Annotated in this window: 21 protein-coding genes, 1 tRNA gene and 1 pseudogene; 16 read left to right on the top strand and 7 right to left on the bottom strand. The window is 47.4% G+C overall.

The window, feature by feature from the left end; genetic code table 11:
• Positions 1 to 13: 13 nt before the first annotated feature.
• The 5 genes from HP552_RS33815 to HP552_RS33835 all read left to right on the top strand — a co-directional run bounded on the left by HP552_RS33815 (position 14) and on the right by HP552_RS33835 (position 4,749).
• Positions 14 to 319 (top strand): Atu4866 domain-containing protein, encoded by a 306-nt coding sequence (locus HP552_RS33815; RefSeq protein WP_175399692.1) that lies wholly within the window; start codon positions 14 to 16, stop codon positions 317 to 319.
• A complete protein-coding gene (locus tag HP552_RS33820; RefSeq protein WP_175399693.1) occupies positions 312 to 1,049 on the top strand; it encodes an SDR family oxidoreductase in 738 nt (245 codons plus the stop codon). The genes HP552_RS33815 and HP552_RS33820 overlap by 8 nt, the downstream gene beginning before the upstream one ends.
• A 57-nt stretch (positions 1,050 to 1,106) precedes the next feature.
• Positions 1,107 to 2,009 carry a LysR family transcriptional regulator gene (locus tag HP552_RS33825; protein WP_175399694.1) on the top strand — a complete coding sequence of 301 codons (903 nt, stop codon included), beginning with the start codon at positions 1,107 to 1,109 and terminating at the stop codon, positions 2,007 to 2,009.
• 198 nt (positions 2,010 to 2,207) lie between these two features.
• Complete coding sequence (locus tag HP552_RS33830; RefSeq protein ID WP_175399695.1) at positions 2,208 to 2,969, top strand: spermidine synthase; 762 nt, start codon at positions 2,208 to 2,210, stop codon at positions 2,967 to 2,969.
• Between the two features lie 163 nt (positions 2,970 to 3,132).
• A complete protein-coding gene (locus HP552_RS33835) occupies positions 3,133 to 4,749 on the top strand; it encodes a sensor domain-containing diguanylate cyclase (RefSeq protein ID WP_175399696.1) in 1,617 nt (538 codons plus the stop codon).
• A gap of 79 nt (positions 4,750 to 4,828) precedes the next feature.
• Here the strand turns inward: HP552_RS33835 and HP552_RS33840 are convergent, their stop codons facing one another.
• From HP552_RS33840 to HP552_RS33860, 5 genes are all read right to left on the bottom strand, one after another.
• Positions 4,829 to 5,188 carry a winged helix-turn-helix transcriptional regulator gene (locus tag HP552_RS33840; RefSeq protein WP_175399697.1) on the bottom strand — a complete coding sequence of 120 codons (360 nt, stop codon included), beginning with the start codon at positions 5,186 to 5,188 and terminating at the stop codon, positions 4,829 to 4,831.
• A gap of 220 nt (positions 5,189 to 5,408) precedes the next feature.
• Complete coding sequence (locus tag HP552_RS33845) at positions 5,409 to 5,804, bottom strand: DoxX family protein (RefSeq protein WP_175399698.1); 396 nt, start codon at positions 5,802 to 5,804, stop codon at positions 5,409 to 5,411.
• A 57-nt stretch (positions 5,805 to 5,861) separates the two neighbouring features.
• A complete protein-coding gene (locus HP552_RS33850) occupies positions 5,862 to 6,854 on the bottom strand; it encodes a Gfo/Idh/MocA family protein (RefSeq protein ID WP_175399699.1) in 993 nt (330 codons plus the stop codon).
• Between the two features lie 42 nt (positions 6,855 to 6,896).
• The gene (locus tag HP552_RS33855) at positions 6,897 to 7,538 is read right to left on the bottom strand and encodes an NAD(P)-dependent oxidoreductase (RefSeq protein ID WP_175399700.1); all 642 of its coding nucleotides are present in this window, start codon (positions 7,536 to 7,538) and stop codon (positions 6,897 to 6,899) included.
• A gap of 78 nt (positions 7,539 to 7,616) precedes the next feature.
• Positions 7,617 to 8,090, bottom strand: coding sequence for an adenosylhomocysteinase (locus tag HP552_RS33860; protein ID WP_175399701.1), 474 nt, complete (start codon positions 8,088 to 8,090; stop codon positions 7,617 to 7,619).
• Between the two features lie 220 nt (positions 8,091 to 8,310).
• Between HP552_RS33860 and HP552_RS33865 the strand changes: the two genes are divergently transcribed.
• Positions 8,311 to 8,395, top strand: a tRNA-Leu gene (locus HP552_RS33865).
• A gap of 109 nt (positions 8,396 to 8,504) precedes the next feature.
• On the opposite strand, the gene HP552_RS33870 is transcribed toward HP552_RS33865, so the two are convergent.
• A complete protein-coding gene (locus HP552_RS33870; RefSeq protein ID WP_175399702.1) occupies positions 8,505 to 8,705 on the bottom strand; it encodes a hypothetical protein in 201 nt (66 codons plus the stop codon).
• 158 nt (positions 8,706 to 8,863) lie between these two features.
• Here HP552_RS33870 and HP552_RS33875 point away from each other — a divergent pair, with 158 nt between their 5' ends.
• Positions 8,864 to 10,012, top strand: coding sequence for a sn-glycerol-1-phosphate dehydrogenase (locus tag HP552_RS33875; protein WP_175399703.1), 1,149 nt, complete (start codon positions 8,864 to 8,866; stop codon positions 10,010 to 10,012).
• Positions 10,013 to 10,257: 245 nt separating this feature from the next.
• Here the strand turns inward: HP552_RS33875 and HP552_RS33880 are convergent, their stop codons facing one another.
• The gene (locus tag HP552_RS33880) at positions 10,258 to 10,854 is read right to left on the bottom strand and encodes a helix-turn-helix domain-containing protein (protein ID WP_175399704.1); all 597 of its coding nucleotides are present in this window, start codon (positions 10,852 to 10,854) and stop codon (positions 10,258 to 10,260) included.
• A 447-nt stretch (positions 10,855 to 11,301) separates the two neighbouring features.
• Between HP552_RS33880 and HP552_RS33885 the strand changes: the two are divergent.
• The 9 genes and pseudogenes from HP552_RS33885 to HP552_RS33925 all read left to right on the top strand — a co-directional run.
• Positions 11,302 to 11,685 (top strand): annotated as a pseudogene (locus HP552_RS33885) (phage holin family protein); the annotation flags it as partial.
• Positions 11,686 to 11,934: 249 nt separating this feature from the next.
• Entirely contained in the window at positions 11,935 to 12,222 is a 288-nt protein-coding gene (locus HP552_RS33890) for a Dabb family protein (protein ID WP_175399706.1), read from the top strand.
• 181 nt (positions 12,223 to 12,403) lie between these two features.
• Complete coding sequence (locus HP552_RS33895) at positions 12,404 to 12,865, top strand: DUF86 domain-containing protein (RefSeq protein ID WP_175399707.1); 462 nt, start codon at positions 12,404 to 12,406, stop codon at positions 12,863 to 12,865.
• An 11-nt stretch (positions 12,866 to 12,876) separates the two neighbouring features.
• Positions 12,877 to 13,842 carry a DUF4261 domain-containing protein gene (locus HP552_RS33900; protein ID WP_175399708.1) on the top strand — a complete coding sequence of 322 codons (966 nt, stop codon included), beginning with the start codon at positions 12,877 to 12,879 and terminating at the stop codon, positions 13,840 to 13,842.
• A gap of 180 nt (positions 13,843 to 14,022) precedes the next feature.
• A complete protein-coding gene (locus HP552_RS33905; RefSeq protein WP_175399709.1) occupies positions 14,023 to 14,418 on the top strand; it encodes a YtxH domain-containing protein in 396 nt (131 codons plus the stop codon).
• Positions 14,419 to 14,644: 226 nt separating this feature from the next.
• Entirely contained in the window at positions 14,645 to 15,454 is an 810-nt protein-coding gene (racE, locus tag HP552_RS33910) for a glutamate racemase (protein ID WP_312884396.1), read from the top strand.
• Between the two features lie 235 nt (positions 15,455 to 15,689).
• Positions 15,690 to 16,919: a M14 family metallopeptidase gene (locus HP552_RS33915; RefSeq protein ID WP_175399860.1), complete on the top strand. Its 1,230-nt coding sequence runs from the start codon at positions 15,690 to 15,692 to the stop codon at positions 16,917 to 16,919.
• Between the two features lie 156 nt (positions 16,920 to 17,075).
• Positions 17,076 to 17,327 (top strand): hypothetical protein, encoded by a 252-nt coding sequence (locus HP552_RS33920; RefSeq protein WP_175399710.1) that lies wholly within the window; start codon positions 17,076 to 17,078, stop codon positions 17,325 to 17,327.
• Positions 17,328 to 17,475: 148 nt separating this feature from the next.
• On the top strand, positions 17,476 to 17,778 hold the full coding sequence (locus HP552_RS33925) for an iron-sulfur cluster assembly accessory protein (RefSeq protein ID WP_175399711.1): 303 nt from the start codon (positions 17,476 to 17,478) through the stop codon (positions 17,776 to 17,778).
• Positions 17,779 to 17,789: the final 11 nt, after the last annotated feature.

A 17,789-nucleotide genomic window follows, 5' to 3' on the forward strand; every position in this document is an offset into this window, starting at 1 on the left:
AGGAGGCAGGAAGATGAAACACAATCCATCAGTTAGCAGACAGGAGAATAGCCACCCTTATGTTGGCATGTGGGTAACGAAGGACGGTTATATCCGGCACGAGCTGCTCCCGAACGGGCGATATGATGAAGCCAGAGGTCAAAGGCAAAGTGCATACCAAGGGAGTTATGTGGTCGCAGGAGACCATATTGAATATGTGGACGATACCGGATTTACAGCGGATGGAGATTTCATAAACGGCATTTTGTATCATGCAGGCATGGTTTTGTACAGGGAATTAAACGATAACCAATATGAAGGAGAGATTACACATGTTTAATATCAAAGGAAAAGTTGTTGTCATTACGGGGGCGAGCAGCGGAATTGGGGAGGCTGCGGCCCGTTTGTTGGCACAGCAAGGAGCGCATGTGGTCATTGGAGCAAGACGTGTCGAGCGTTTGCAGGCACTGGCTTCCTCAATTCGTTCAGAGGGGGGTTCTGTGGAGTTTCAGGCATTGGATGTTACCCGGCTGGAGGAAATGCAGAGTATTATGGATTTGGCGCTTACTCGCTTCGGGCGTCTGGATGTTGTTATTAACAATGCAGGCGTGATGCCTCTTTCCCCTCTTGAAGCGTTAAAAGTAGACGAATGGAATCGGATGATCGATGTCAATGTTCGGGGAGTACTGCACGGGATTGCGGCCGGCTTGCCAGTAATGAGAAAACAGAGTAGTGGCCAATTCATCAATTTGGCTTCCATTGGTGCTTATACCGTTTCACCAACGGCATCCGTATATTGCGCAACCAAATACGCGGTCCGTGCGATCACGGAGGGCCTGCGTCAGGAAGTGGGTGGAGATATTCGGGTAACCCTCATTTCCCCAGGGGTGACCGAATCGGAACTGGCCGAGACCATCTCGGATACAGAAGCGCGTGAGCTGATGAAAGATTATCGGCGTGTATCCATCCCGGCATCAGCCATCGCCCACAGCATCTTGTATGCCATCAGCCAACCGGCTGAGGTGGATGTCAATGAAATTGTCGTCAGACCAACTGCAAGTCTGGCTTAAGGCAGAGACTCTTTTGGTATATAATAGAATCAATTATACGAAAAGAGGAATAACACGTTGACTCTGCAACAATTAAAGTATGTGATTGAAGTTGCCACGCGCGGCTCCATGAATGAAGCAGCCAAACGGCTATTTATTTCTCAGCCCAGCCTGTCGAACGCCATTCGCGATTTGGAACAGGAGATGCGCATTACCATTTTTGAACGTACAAATAAGGGGATTTCGTTATCCAAAGAAGGGGTGGAATTCCTCAGTTATGCCCGTCAGGTCGTAGAACAGGCTGAACTGCTGGAGAATCGTTATCTGAATGCCAAGCCCTCTCCGCAGCATTTCTCGGTATCAACCCAGCATTATGCGTTTGCAGTTAATGCCTTTGTACGTCTGGTGCAGCAGTATGGACAAGATGAATACGAGCTGGCTCTGAGGGAGACCAAGACATATGAAATTATCCAGGATGTAAAGAGCCTGCGAAGTGAAATCGGGATCCTGTATTTGAACGAGTTCAATGCCAAGGTAATTAACAAATTGTTAAAAGATGCTGGACTGGTGTTCACTAGCCTGTTCACGGCTAAACCGCATATTTTCATCAGCGTAAAGAACCCGCTGGCTAAGCAAGAATCCGTAGCGATTGAGCAGCTTCAGGATTATCCTTACCTGTCATTTGACCAAGGGGAATACAATTCATTTCATTTTTCCGAAGAGATTCTGAGTACGTTATCCCATCCCAAGAGCATCCAGGTCAATGACCGGGCAACATTGTTTAATTTGCTCATTGGTCTGAACGGTTACACAATCTCAACAGGTGTTCTCAGTGCAGACTTGAATGGAAATGAGATTATCCCTGTTCCATTGGAATGTGAGGAGACGATCAATGTGGGCTGGATTAGCCACAAAAGCACCTCTCTCTCCAATCTTGGTGTGGAGTATGTCAAAGCCCTGCATGAGGCCATAGAATCTTGATTGCACAGGGCATACAGGCTAATAATCCTAATATTTTGCAGATAAAATTGGAAAAAATTTTATACCTGGGTTGAGCTCAGGCGCTGAATATAGACCATTTCCGGGTAACCGGGAATGGTTTTTTTGTCATTTTAATGGAGTATGGCTCTAAAGAGTTGGTATAATGAAAAATAGTATATTTAGGAGTAGTGGAATGGAATGAGAGGAGAACGGTTGGTGAAGGTTTTATATCGTAATATGAGTGAACAGCATGCGTTAACCGTATATGACACAACCAAGCTTTATGGGGAGAAGGGGCGTTTTAGGGTTTTGGAGTTTTCGAATGAGGCAGTGCAGGGGGCTATGGATCTGGAAAAGCCTTCACGAATGCTTCTTGAATACCCAAGAGCGATGGTTCATCTAATGGAACGGAATCATCCTGATTACGAAACTGTTTTTGTGGTGGGGCATGGAATCGGTACCCTGTCGACTTACCTGTCGAACCGCCTTGTTAAGATCGCCGAGCTGGACGAAGAAGTGGTTGAACTAAGCAAAACTTTATTTGGATACAAAGGCAGTGAGGTCATGGTGGGAGATGGTCGGGAGCTGCTGCAGCAGGAACCATCCGGAATGTATGATTATATTATTGTCGATGCCTTTACTGCAACGGGGACACCCATGCAGTTTACCTCCAGATCTTTTTTTGCCATGGTTCAGGACAGGCTTCGGTCTGGAGGAAGCATACTCTTGAATGTTTTCGGGCGTGCGGGCAATGACAGACTGGTAAACGCCATATATGCAACGCTGGCGGAACAGTTTGCTTACACACGTTCTTTTGCACTGCCCACAGAAACGCAGGAAGAGATCCAAAATCGCATCCTGGTGGGCAGCAGCGCGCCCATTGATTTCCAATCGAGGTTCATGGCTGGCTTCGTGGAGCAGGAGCCTGGAGAAGGTTATATCATCGTGGATGAACTTTGAGTAAGTTGGAGAAGGCAAACGCCTTATTTTATATTTGGCATGGAGTTATCAATGTTAATTGAAGAAAATGTAAAAAAATTCACACAAAATTCATACATTCATAATACCTTTCGTTTAGAATAGAAGGAATATGCCTTTTCATGGAAATCCGGGGGAAGCACTAATGATCGCAGAGAACAAAGCATCCAGATTGCAGGGAAAAGTAAGAAACATCAAGAAAATCAGTCTTACCGCCCTGCTCAGTGGACTAGTCTCCATTTCGGTGCTGATGACATTAACCATCATGTTTATTTCATCCTATACATCTCAGAAGCAGTCACTCATTGATAATACCTTATCTCTCAACTATTCGAGCGCAGCGCAAATGAGTCAGACACTGGATTCGCTATTCCAGTCCATGCAAAACAGCTTGAAATATGCTGCAGACTATTTTCCGCAAATGGACTATTCGGATACGGAAAAATTGGATTCGACGCTGGAATTGATTCGCAGCAGCAGTAACTTTTTTAATTCAGTCACTTTAGTGGACGACAAGGGAGTCATTCGTAGCGCATCACCTTATTCTAATAAAAACATTGGAATGCAGATTAGCTCTAATGCTGCAAAGAAAGCTTTTGAATCGAGAGCATCCTATATTTCGGAAGCCTATCAATCGCCTCTTTCGAAGCGCAGAATTGTGTTTGTAAGTGAACCCATCTTTGATGCTGCGGGAGTGTTTAAGGGGATGATCGGCGGGAATATTTTTCTGCAGGAAAATAATATTTTGAACCTATCATTTGGAAGTCAATTGAAGACGAGTAATGGCTCATATTTTTTTATTGTCGATGCCAAGGGAACACTTTTATTTCATCCAGATACCAAACGGATTGGCGAAAATATCAGTAAAAATGAGGTCGTGCAGAAATTGCTCGATAATCAAACAGGTAAGGAACAGTACAAAAATCTGGCGGGCGTAGACTCCCTTGCCGGGTATCAGAAGGTGCCGGCTACCGATTGGGGTGTGGTTGTCGTATCTCCTACCCAGACCGTGTACGATCAGCTGAATGAGCATATCCGCATGTTATTGTTGTACACTTCGGTTCCATTTCTCATTCTGACCCTGATTGTCATTCGCGTGGCACGGAAGCTGGCGAGTCCTTTTGTATATCTGGCGGACCTCGTTCATCAGGTGGATCAGGGGAAGGTGGACCTGCCAACAATGAGGCCTCATTGGAACCGGGAAGCGGATTTGCTGACCCGCACGGTTTTGGGTGCGTTGGCGAATTTCCGCAAACAAACGGATCAGCTCACCTATGACGCCAGAACCGATGTGTTAACAGGTATGACGAATCGCAGGACGTTTGAAGAAGTCATTCAGCAATGGATTGATGAACAGGTAACATTTTCGATTATTGTCATTGATATTGACCGGTTCAAATCCATTAACGATACTTACGGACATCACGCTGGAGATCAGGTTCTTAAACATATTGCGGGTCTGATCAAGTTAGCCGTTCGTCCGCAGGATGTAAGTTCCCGCTTTGGCGGGGAAGAATTTGTGGTCCTGCTTCGACACACCGAGTCTGACACCGCCTATCAGATCGCCGAGTATATTCGCATATCGGTTGAGGCAAGTATCATGCCGGTAGACCGTTCGGTAACCATTTCCGCAGGCATTGCCGAGTATCCGCTGCATTCATCCTCTGCCACGGAACTGTTTCATCTGGCGGACAATGCGCTGTACCAGGCGAAGGAAGAAGGCCGTAACCGTACCGTAACCATTCAGACCGTCGAAAAGTAACAGAACAGACGGGTATTATCCTCTATAGATTACACCAAAAAAGCTGATCCCTTGTGAAAGGGACCAGCTTTTTTGGCCATTACACTTCCTGTGACTTGGCCTGAACTTCATTTGTATATGTCTCTCCCCAGTCACGCATGCTGTAGATGATTGGACGCAGTGTTTCTCCAAAGGGGGTAAGCGAGTATTCCACTTTGGGAGGTACTTGAGGGTAAATCTCCCGGTGTACAATCCCGCTGCTCTCCAATTCTCTTAATTGCAAGGTGAGCATTCGCTGCGTAATGTCCGGAAATAACTTTCTGAGTTCATTGAATCGCAAAGAACCCGAAAACAAGTGATACAGAATGGCACCTTTCCATTTGCCCCCAATGACACTAAGTGTAACTTCCACAGCACAACCATAGGGTTTCAGGCATGCTTCTGTTGAAATTTTTTTCATATATCTGCCCTCCGTAAGCGATTGTGTATAGAATCAATTTAAGTACTACGTACCCAAAATGCGTGTATAATCTCTTCAAAGCATATCATGTCTGATTCGGATTATAAACCCTGGTACCGAATGAGTTGAGTAAGGAAAAACAACAAAAAGCCCGGTTTCGCCATGCGAAACAACGGGCTTGTGAGGATGAATAATAAACAAACAAGTCAGGTTTAAAAATTTACATCAAGGCGTCAAGTGAGTAGGCCCCGGCACCAGCCAGTCCCACCCCGACCAAAGAGCCAAGGATGACGAGATTGTATTCATATCCTCCATTGAGGTTCCATAGTCCCTTGCCTGCGTGTACTTTCACGATCGCAACAGCCATGGGTATAAACAGCAGTATCGACCCAACTGCGGTCCACAATCCTGCGACGAACAACAATCCGCCAATCAGCTCGGCAAGTCCAGCGCACACAGCTAGGGCTCTCGCAGGCTTGAGCCCGATTGCTTCAAAAAATGAAGCTGTGCCTGAGATGCCTTCACCGCCAAACATGCCAAACAGCTTTTTGCATGCATGACCCATCATAAGGGACCCAATGACAAGCCGAATAACTAGCAATCCTGTGTCCAGCATAAAATCTTCCCCTTCTCTTGATGTGTGAATCCGATCGCTTTCTGTAACGGTTATACGTCAGACCAGCGCAGCCAATATGGTGTCGCACAGGGCCATCGTTCCAATGTTATCCTTGCCACTCGAATGCGGAAGTGCCTTGTTGTGACAACATGCCATGAAGTGTGCCATCTCGCCTACAAATCCACGCAGATAGAGATCACGGTAGGCGCCAGACATGGGAGAGCCGGAAGGTGTGAAGACCGTATCCTGCTCTTCAAGAGACTTCCAAGGGAGGCTGTCCGAAGTGCGGGAGTGGTGAATAGTAAGTGTATTAATCTCATCTGCTGATACAAAACCGTGATCGAATGTGACCAGCAGGCTTTCGCTCTCGCGTGACCAAGCACTCATGCCTGCAAAGTAGGCGCTGCCCACTACACCGTTATTGAATTTCAGGGAAATGCTCTGGTTGATATGTTCTCCGTCCTTGATCGTGGTACCCGTCACTTGCTGTACTTCTCCGAAAAGAAAACGCATCAGATCTACCATGTGGATGGCTGCCAGTTTCATAAACTGTTCCTCATCCTTGCAGAAGGGTGTGCTGTCCACGGCAAACCTCATTTGAAATGAACGTGCTCTGCCCATGGAACCATCATCAATTTGTTCTTTCAGTTTCAGATAAATAGGCGCATAACGCTTCATGAATCCCACCATTAATACCACGCCAGCCTTCTCGGCTGCATTGGCGATTTCAGCAGCTTCTGTGGCGGTCCAACCCAGTGGTTTATCCACATAGACATTTTTGCCAGCCTTGATGCATTCGAGGGCAAGAGACGTTTGATCCTGAGGTTGTGCTACCACAATAACACCGTCACAATCTTCGTTTTGCAGCATTTGGCTCACATCATCATAGGCTGTTCCCGTGCTGCCGTATCGCAGCAGAGCGGCCTGAGAACGCTCGATACTGCGAGTGGATATGGCTTGAATGGTAGCTCCCGCTTCAATAGCGGAAGGATAAATATTGGTGGTTGCATGGAATCCAGCACCGATAAAACAAATTTTTGTTTGTGTCATAAGCATTTCTCCTTCATGGTTTGTAGTATCATTTCCAGGGAATTACACAGGTTTCTCGCTCAAATGGTACAGCATCTTGCTTGCAATCTCCGTATTGACGATATGAGGGACAGGCTGTGGTCCATTCACCAGATGCTGGCGATGTTGGACGAGGTAGAGCAGGGAAGCAGCCTGAAGGGATAAGCCAAGATCCATCGTCTCTGCAGGATTTCCGCTTCCTCCCGCGAGATTAAGCATCTCACCTTCGGTAAGCAGCATGAGCCTACGGCCATTCGTGAGGGTGAACTGCTCGATATCTGCTGTTAGACGTTCTATATGTTCGGCTTCCTGCCGAAGACGGTCCAGATCCATTTCCCATGAGAAATGTCCAGCGTTGGCAAGAATCGTACCATCGTTCATCTGGCTGATATGTGCCATTGATATGGCGTTGGGGCGACCTGTCACCGTGATGTAGACCTGGGCAAAAGTAAACGTTTCTTCCAGCTTTGCTACGCGGAAACCATCCAGAGCAGCTTCAAGTCCTGCCATGGGATCATTTTCGACCACAATGACTTGGCTGCCTAAATTGCGCAGATATCTGGCAATTCCGCGTCCACACGTACCATATCCTACGATGACGAAGCGTCTTGTAGGCAAAATCAGATTCGTGGTGCGCATGAACCCTTCGATAATGGTCTGTCCCACGCCGTGTTCATTCTCCATGATCCGTTTGAGGGGACTGTCGTTAATTACAATAATTGGGAATGAGATGGACTGCCCCGTTTACTCACGCAGCAGATTGGCCCCTGTTGTGGTTTCTTCTGTTCCCCCAATGAGTGAGGTATAGTCATAGTGCTGAAGGAGGGTGCGAGCCAGATCAGCTCCATTATCCATTAAAAGGTGTGGTTGGTGTTGAAGCACACGATGAATATTGTGCATATGCTGAGTGCGTCCATCGGAACGCTGCCCATATACGGTAATGCCTTCTGCTATGAGTGCAGCAGCGACGCTGTCCTTTGTTGTGCCCGGGCTTCCTGTTAATACAACATGGGCTCCGCCAGCTTGAAGGGTTCTGCATAGTACGGCCGTCTTGGGCTCTACATGAATACAGATTCCAATGGTAAGCCCCGCAAAAGGCTTTTCTTCGGAAAAACGGGCTTTTAATTCGGCGAGCAGGGGCATATGCATTTCTGTCCAGTGAATATTTCGTTTTCCTTCTTCAATGACTTCGGGTGTCATGGTCATAGGTTTGCTCATATTCCTCTCTATCCATAGGGTTGCCTGTCCTTGAAGGACAGTTGCTTAGAGCTAACGATAGGAGGTTTTTGTTTTTGAAAAAAGGACATATGTCCTATAAAAATGAATAATAAAAAGTTATTGCATTCTTCTTCCAGAGCATGTATACTCTTAATTACGGTGAAACGAGAGATTGCTTAGCCGGAATGCTTTTCATCAACGATGAGAAGATACATATTATGCGGTCGTGGCGGAATTGGCAGACGCGCACGGTTCAGGTCCGTGTGGGCTAACCCCCCGTGGAGGTTCGAGTCCTCTCGACCGCATCGAAGAGAAAAAGGTTCGGAGATTTGCTTTGGCAAACTCTCGAACCTTTTTTTATTGTTCTTACTATTTTATAACGAAAAAAAGAGCTCGAGGCTCTTATTTGCGAAATTACGTTTTTGGATCAGATTGCTGGCGGTGATGTAAAACTACCGCAGTCCATAGTCCGGCCAATGCACCAATTATACCGAAAAACGCAACACTTCCGATCACTTCATATGCTCGAAATTGGAACAAAAAAGCAATTCCGCTACCCAAGGTCGTTCCTGCAAGAAAACCGAGAGAAATACCCGTGTCTTTGCCAAGCTGCATTGGATCACCTGCTTCAGAGAGTTTGTTAAAACATTTGCAAAATAGGGGTACAAGAAGTAAAGTGTGATCAGGAAAATCATTGAAATTTTCCCTGTACTCATTGTGTGGCTTTTCCAGTGCAAATATGCATGAACCTAAAAACGGGAGGTTACGATCAAATGAATATGAACGAGCGAATTGCGGCTTGGAATCTGGAAGCCCAGCAGTGTACCTGTGGACATGATCATCGATTGGTACAAATGCAAGTGTTTCTGGAACAGGGTGCGATCAGGCGGTTGCCAGAATACTTGTCTGACCAGGGGTATCACGAAGTTACGGTGGTTTACGATGATCAGACAGGACCCGCAGCAGGATATGAAGTGGTGAAAAGGTTACGGGATGCAGGTCTTGCTGCAGATGAATTCCGGATGCCGGAGAACAGTGCGGGAGACATTATTGCCGATGAGGCTGGGATTGTGCAGGTACTGCTTGGTGTAAAACAAATGAGTCAGGCCATCATCGCAGTGGGATCAGGAACAATACATGATCTGGTAAGATTTGTGTGTGCCAAAATGAACAAACCGTTTCTGTCTGTTCCAACAGCGGCATCGGTTGATGGATTCACTTCTGCAGGGGCGCCGCTCATTGTAAGCGGCATCAAACAGACTTTTCAGGCTGTTCCTCCTGAAGCCATTTTTGCGGACATCAGCGTGATCGAGCAAGCTCCCCAAGCAATGACGGCAGCTGGATTTGGGGATATGTTAGGCAAGTACACATCTCTGGCAGACTGGATTGTCTCCCGAGAACTGGGTGGGGAGCCGTTCTGTCCGGTTGCTTACCGAATGACAGAAGAGGCGCTGACTGCCTGTATCGATAATGTTCACGCCATTGCGGAAGGGAGATCCGACGGGGTAACGGCATTAATGGATGCACTAATTATTTCGGGGGCCTCTATGTTGATCATCGATCATTCCCGTCCGGCATCCGGTGGTGAGCACCACATTTCGCATCGGTGGGAGATGGATTTGATGGTAGCGGGCCGCAAACCTGTTCTGCATGGAGCCAAGGTGGGTGTAGCCTGTGCGCTCCTTGTGGAACGGTACAAGGAACTCGCACATTTGTCCAAAGAACCTGTGTTTGAGGTGTACAGCACTTTGCCAGATGCGTCACAACTTGTGGCATGGCTCGAGCAGGTGGGGGGTCCGACGACAACAGAACAGCTTGGGGTAACGCCCGAAATGGTAGAGCATGCTTTTGCAACAGCTCATACACTTAGAGAAAGGTATACAGGACTAAAATATATCAATGAGATCCTTAACGTTGGATAAAATGAATCGAGCTGTACCCTGAGGTAAAGAGATGATTACTTTTGCTGCTATATTTTGTACGTACAACTATAATATTTTTGAGGCATTAGTCGGAACAGGTTTTCTTGAGTGAACTTTTTACTCATCAACGATACCGTTGGAGGAAGTAGAAGGATGGCCGAATAACAGTTCAATAGATCACGTCCAATTAAAAAGGCTCTGCCTTCCCGGATGGGAAGAACAGAGCCTTTTGTCTGTTCGCTCATTTAGTTGGTGCGTTGGTCTTTCAGGATGACATCTGCGAACAAGATGGTTTTCGGGATGCGGAAAAATTGTTCCGCTTGTTCCTGAAACGCAGCAGAAGGCAGCGTTCCCTGATGCAGCCATTTGCGGAAGGTGCCGGGATGAACCCCGATCCAGTGGCTGACATCTGTCACCGACAAATCATGGACCATACACAAGCCTGTCAGAATACGGTTGCTAACCGGAGAGCGGGTCACCGTACGCTTCATGAAACGGGAAGGCTCGGGCTGACAAATGACCGGGCTTTTGCGCACCACTTCTTCATTGAAGAGGATGTGACGCGGGTAGCCTAGCAGTTGGCACGCCTTGTCCAAATTGGTACTGCCGGGTATCCGCCCCTCATACACCCACGCGCTCACGCTGCGTGATGAGATGGATAGATCTTCGGCTAACTGGGACAACTTGATATCATTGGCCATCAGCACGGCTAGAAGAACTCGGTTACGGATTTGACAGCGTGTCGGTTTTCGGAATCGTTTAACACGGACGCCTTTTCCCAAGTATTTACGGTTGATCAGAGACCACGCCTGGATGGAATGTTGTTCTGGTTGATTAGGCATATTTCCTCCGATTTTTTTAACCAAATACTACAATAAGAACCGGGGTACTTTCAAGTGCCGTGTGCACTGGTTTGATTTAAGCTTAAACTGACGTGAGCAAGGAAGGAGGAATTATGGACTAGGGTATGCGCAATTCACTTCCTAGTATATTCCTAGATTACAATGTTTCACTAAATTTCAGGGATCAAAAAGAACTCTGACATCAATAAATTAGGTCTTATGAATCATTCATAGGACTATTTTACTTTTCTCTGTTTTTTGTTGATCTTATGCGGATTTTTACCTAAAATTCACCAATATTATCGGGCGGCCATTGTGATCTTCCAGCGAAAAGATGCACAAATCCGAAAGTGATATCCGTGGGTTAAACCAGGCAATTGGTCTGTCAAAATCTATGACTCTTACATATCTTGTATAGTGATCAATTCAGAGGGAGGGGTGAAAAACGTGAGTCCAGCCATAAATACCTTTGCTGCTATTTCTGGAGCATTTGTAAGTTTTGCTTTTGGGGTGTGGGATGAATTGCTGAGTCTGCTCGTGATTGCCATGGCTGTGGATTATGTGACAGGTATCGCTGCAGCTGTAAGGTCGGGTACAGGTTTGAATAGCAACATTGGGTTCTGGGGACTTGCCCGAAAGGGGCTGATGCTGACCGTTATCCTTCTTGCTCACCGTATTGATCTGCTGATGGGGACAGATATCATCAAAGGAGGAGCCATCTATTTTTACCTCGTTAACGAGTTGATTTCCATTACGGAAAACTATGCGAGAATCGGACTTCCACTACCCAATAAGCTCAGACAGGCCATTGCTGTTCTGAAAAAGGAGGAGGAATTGTCTGACCGGGAGTGGTCTGTACCGCAAGTTCAAGCACCCAAAGCTGATCCGAAAAGCCCTTCAGAGGAGGTAGGCCCTTCACTGGATCAAGACAAACCGGAAAAGAAAAGCTCGTAGTAACATCCTTTGTCATTTAGAGAACGTTTCCATGTATCCTTTCGCAATAGGTAACGTTATGATATATTTTGGTTACACGAAAATTCATTCATTTCCACTAATATACGCAAACGGGGTGCTTGTTCGATGATTAAACATATTGTTCTTTTTAAAATGAAAGATCGTTCTCCGGAAACCATTGAGGCAGCTGCGAACGTTCTTCGCAATTTGCAAGGCAAAATTGATGTCCTGGTCTCATTGGAAGTAGGTGTGGACGTACTTCGCTCCGACAGATCCTTCGACATTTCACTTACAGCCGAATTTGCTTCACTGGAAGATCTTCAGGCCTACCAGGTTCACCCGCTTCATCAGGAAGTAATCAAGTATATGAACGAAGTCAGAGAACAGTCGATCGCAGTGGACTATGAAATCTAAATCTAATTCAATCATTTCATTCTGCAGTTGTTAAAGGAGACTGGGCATGAGCGATTTAAGAGACGTTATGGAATTTTTATATATTTTTATCGTATTTTTGATCGCTTGTCCGGTGATGCTTTTCTGGCTTAAGCGAAGAGGAAAACGGAACCGATAATTCAGCGAACGGGAAGTGAACGCATTGTATCACGTAAACAGAGAACAGATTGCCCGCAGGCTTGCTGCCGTGCCGGAGGTTGCCGAAGGGCTTCGCCGAGCATCACAAGCCTGGGATGGCAGTCTTATGCTGGGTTTGGTCCAGGAGCGTTGTCTACACCTGGCTATTGAGATTGTAACAGATGTGGGCAGCTATCTGATCGACGGTTTCATTATGCGGGACGCAAGCAGCTATGATGATATTATCCAGATTAATCACGAAGAGAATGTTTTTGACGCTTCGACTTATGAGGTGCTCCGGCGTCTAGTCTCGCTGCGCAAGCCATTGGTACAGGACTACTTCAGCTGGAAGCGTGCAGAATTGCATCCGCTGAGCACAGAGGTGCCGGACATCCTGGAACAGTTTGCTGAGCAGGTCAGTGTTTATGTGGAGAAAGAACTTGGTCCGTTCCAGCATAATCAGATCGAGGGACAGAGTAAGGAATGAGGGGAAGCAGCATGACAAACGAAAGACAAGATGAACTAGATAAAAAGGATTCAAATGAAGTTCCTTCCGGGTTCCATCCCGTATACATGGTGGAGCTCTTATTCCGAGAGGAACCTGTGGTAAATCGGGTACAGTTACAGGATGCGCTGAGCCGGTATACCGGAAAAGTCCGTCTGGCTGTGAAGCAAATCAACGAACAACAGCCCTCGCAGAAAAAAATGGATGAAGCAGGGACGCATTCGGAGGAAGGCAATGCTTCAGCGTATAAGCAAGAGATGCTTGTTTTCTACCATCTGGATCATCAGGTTTCATTTGAGGAAGGGGCTATACCTGCACAGACCTGTATGCTCCCTGTTCACGGGATCAAGGATCGTTCGCGTTTCGGAGGCGCAGTGCAGCAGGCATGGCACTGGCCTGAAGCGGGACAGGCAGTGAAGTCAGCAAGATACTCCATCCGGCTACATGACATGTTCTCTGCAGCCATGCCGCGCAAACAGCGTCTGGAATTATTCCAAAATATGCTCCAGGCTGTAATGGAGGTTCTGCCTTGCGAGGGGATGTACTGGTACGGCAGTGACAAACTGGTGGAGCCGGAAGCTTACATTCAATCACAGAAGCGGGAAGAACATCTCTACGCAGCGATGAATGTTCGTATGTATCAGGCAGGCGGGACTGAAGAACAGCGTGAACTGGTTATGGATACGGTTGGATTGTCTGCACTTGGTGTTCCTGATGTGCAGTGCCATTTTACAGGATTGGATCCGGATACGGTTGCCCAGACCTTACTTGGAGCAGCCTATTACATATTCGATCAGGGGGATGTTCTGCAGGACGGGCAGACGCTGGGATCTTCTGGAGGAAGACGCTGGCGCTGTGAACATCAGGCTGCGCTAATTGCGCCAGGTCGTTATGTCATTGACCTCAATCCCGGAGATGCACATGCAGCTCAGCCGCTTGATTCATCTCGGCATATTTGATACTGACAATCGGGATAAGCAATAATGGGCTTAAAAAAGTTTTTGCCGTCTGGAGTGTCAGGTCAAGCCCTTGCTGCTTATACTGCATCAACAGAGTAGGCATTCGCCCGGATCAATGAGCATCTGGATGTAGTTGCTTGTTATTCGGTACTTCATTAAAGGTAAAGGGAGAGATGCGACGTGAAGGATTCAAACAAGGGTTTGTTGTGGGGAGCATTGATCGGTTCGGTAGTAGGTTCTGTGACAGCTCTGCTGCTCGCGCCAAAATCCGGTCGTGAGCTGCGTCAGGACATTTCGGAGGGTGCACGTCAGGTAACTGAAAAAGGGCAGGAACTGGCCGTCAAGGTCGGCGAGCAAAGCTCACAGATCGTATCCAAAGTTAAAGAAACGGCTGACGTTGTGATTCAGGATATCCAGTCCTGGCGGAATTGCGCAGAAGGGAAAGAATTGCGTGTGTCTGCCGTCATTGCCGATTCTGATTCGGCTGCAGACACTTCCATAGATAACAATGGGACGGAGTCTGGCATTGACGTGGTAGCGAAGCTGCCTGTGGATGATTCGAAGGACAATATCTGAAGCAACGGCAGGTATAAGCAGGCTTTCCTCGGAGAATGAGGAAAGCCTGCTTTGTTGTGTGCGTCAATGATCAAGAAGCACAGCATACGGCCATTTATTTGAACCCTGAGATGAAATCGGGTAAGATGTAGGTACCTTTTTGCCGGAAAAATCATACGGTAGGATGAAAGCTCTGGAACCGAATCGTTATCAGAACCAATTTAATGAAGAAGGAAGCGGTGTGTTCGTGCAGCAAGCAATCGCTATATTAGACTCCGGTGTAGGGGGGTTGACCGTCGCCAAGGAAGTGATGCGTCAGCTCCCGCGGGAAAAGATCATTTATTTTGGAGATACTGCCCGGACACCGTACGGACCCCGTTCGTCCGAACAAGTGAAACAATTTACGGAACAAATCGTTGATTTCTTGATCCAATTCGATCCGAAGGTTATCGTAATCGCCTGTAATACCGCTACGGCAGCAGCGCTTGATTATATTCGGGCGAAGGTAAACGTGCCAGTTATAGGGGTTATCCACCCCGGGGCGCGTGCTGCCATTACGGCTACCCGCACAGGGCGCATTGGCGTCATTGGTACAGTGGGAACGATAGGAAGTGGTGCATATACTTCGGCACTTAAGCAGTTGTCCCCTTATATTGATGTCGTTAGTCAGGCTTGTCCTGCATTGGTGCCTCTGGTGGAGCAAGGTGAATTTCGTTCCGAACAAACAACGCTTACGGTGGAGCAGTCATTGGGCCAGATCAAACAACAGCCAATTGATTGTCTCATTTTGGGTTGCACCCACTATCCATTTCTCATGGAAACGATCCAGGAAGTCATGGGACAGGAAGTGAAATTGATTAGTTCGGCAGATGAGACGGCGAGGGAAATCAGTACGATTTTGTATGATAAACGAAAGCTGGCAAGTGGGAATGAGACACCGGTGCATCAGTTTTTCTGTACGGGAGACCCGCGCATGTTCCAGAATATTACCCGCCAGTGGCTGGGGGAGCAAATCTCGAAAACGCCTGTCGTATGGCAGGTTACCCGATTGACGTAGCTTAGCACTATTCATTCATACATGAGTTAATGTTGACGCTTAACCCACAGCACTCATAAGCCAACCGGAGCCTTTCGAGCTCCGGTATTTTTATTTTTATATGAATAGTGATCGAGACGGCTTGCGTGATTCATGTCACATGACGGACAACCGGGTTCGCATACATATTAGGGTAGAAACCATTATGAGCACAGGACAAGGAGAATTGCGTTCTCCTGCCGGGAAAGGAGACACCATGGAACTTCAGTGGATTATTGTTCAGTCAGGGGACACCTTATCCCGCGTAGCCTCAGCGCATCATATGACAAGAGAATTGCTGGCTGCCCTGAACCCGGAAGCAGCAGCACAACCCTATTTGCTTGCTGGACAGATGCTGCGTATACTACCGGGAACCGGTCGAAGATATGCAGTTCAGCCTGGGGAGAGCGTGGGTTTGATAGCGGAACGTTTTGATTTGAATGAAGAGGAGCTGCGTGAGGCTAATCCCGAGTTTGCGAACGTTACGGATTGGTGCGGGCGTTGTATTCATATTCCGGATTCAAATGGCAAAACTATTGTCAGGCTGCAGGGCGAGTACGGGTATCGTGAAATGAACCGGGATATAGTTAAGCTTGTGAAGCAATACCCGTTTATCACCACAGGTTCAATCGGTACAAGTGTAATGGGGAAGTCTTTACCCTACTTGAAAATTGGCCAGGGAACGCGACATATTCACGTCAATGCTTCCGTGCACGCCAATGAATGGCTTACAACAGCGGTGGTCATGCGTTTTATTGAAGACTATGCAAGAGCGTACAGTGCCCGCGCCCCATGGCACCAGTTTCAAACGGAACGATGGATGCGGGAAACGACGTTGTGGATTGTGCCGATGGTGAATCCCGATGGGGTTGAACTCGTTCAGGAAGGCGTCGTGAATGAACATCCCCACGCCAAGCAGCTGCTGGCCTGGAATGCTGGACGGAAACACTTTACCCATTGGAAGGCCAATATTAGAGGAGTGGATCTTAACGATCAATTTCCGGCTCACTGGGAGGAAGAGGCAGCGCGAAGAGGAATTGTGTCACCTGGTCCCCGGGATTACGCGGGAACAGCCCCTTTATCTGAACCGGAAGCACGGGCACTTGCGCAGTGGACGGAACAACACAGCTTCGCTGCTGTCGTTTCCCTGCACAGTCAGGGGCAGGAGATCTACTGGAACTACCGCGATTTGGAGCCAAAAGAGAGTGCACCCTTATCGCGCAGGCTGGCCCGAGCCTCAGGTTACAAGGCAGTTAAGCTTGGCGGAAGTGATGCAGGATACAAAGACTGGTTTATTCAGCAGTTTCGGAAGCCTGGGTTCACGGTTGAGGTTGGGCTTGGGGTTAACCCATTACCAGTTGAACAGTTTGATGATATCTGTGTCGAGGTGGGCATGCTGCTGGCTGAGTTGCTGTCGGATGGGGATGCAGGGTCAGAGTCCACGTGATGAAACGTTCAGCTGGTCATCTTCGTATAAAAGAAACGGGCGCTGTAACGGCGTCCCATCTTTTTTTATTGGATATCATATTGCTCTTGAACGGGTAATAAGTGGAATACGATTATGTGCCTTTTCTGGCGCATGAAGAATATTGGAGGGGTTCACATGAAGTGGAGAAGACTGCTGTCGTTCAAACGATGGGCCGAGGTGTTCAAGAGACTGCCCCGCCTATTGCGGGCTCCGCAGATCCCTTTGCATGAGAAATTGTTGTTCATCATCCCGGTTCTACTGTATTGGGTGTTGCCCGACGTGCTGCCGTTTATGCCTATCGATGATATCGGTGTTACTTTGCTGCTCATGAACTGGTTTGTTAGTCGTGCCGAGCGCAAATATCCGGTACTTCCGTCTCGTACCTAGTCGAGATTTGAGATAAAACGGATCGTTTTACACCGATTTGCATCAATGTTATTGCGAAGCGGAGTAACTTTCTTTACAATAGATGCTGGAGTTTAGAAATGCTGAAATTGTTGGAACCAGCAATTACAATATAGGAGATGAAGTTGAAATGAACTGCAAAATTACTCGCAATGCGGCAAAAGTATTGAAACTGGAACTGGACAAGCCTGAGAACGAAGGGAAAAAACTTCGTGTTGTCATCACGCATGCACACGGTGATCACGCTCACTACGGACTGGATCTGGACACGCCTAAAGATAATGATACTGTGGTATCCACGGATAAAGAGATCGATGTAATTCTTGAGAACGATCAGCCGCTGCTGGATGGCGTTAAAATTGACTACCTGTACCTTCCTCAAGAGGGGTTTGTTATCACGAATCCTTCCAAAGGGAACCACGGCGACCACTAAGGCCGCGAAGA

This window comes from Paenibacillus xylanilyticus (assembly GCF_013359935.1).
Lineage (GTDB): Bacteria > Bacillota > Bacilli > Paenibacillales > Paenibacillaceae > Paenibacillus > Paenibacillus xylanilyticus.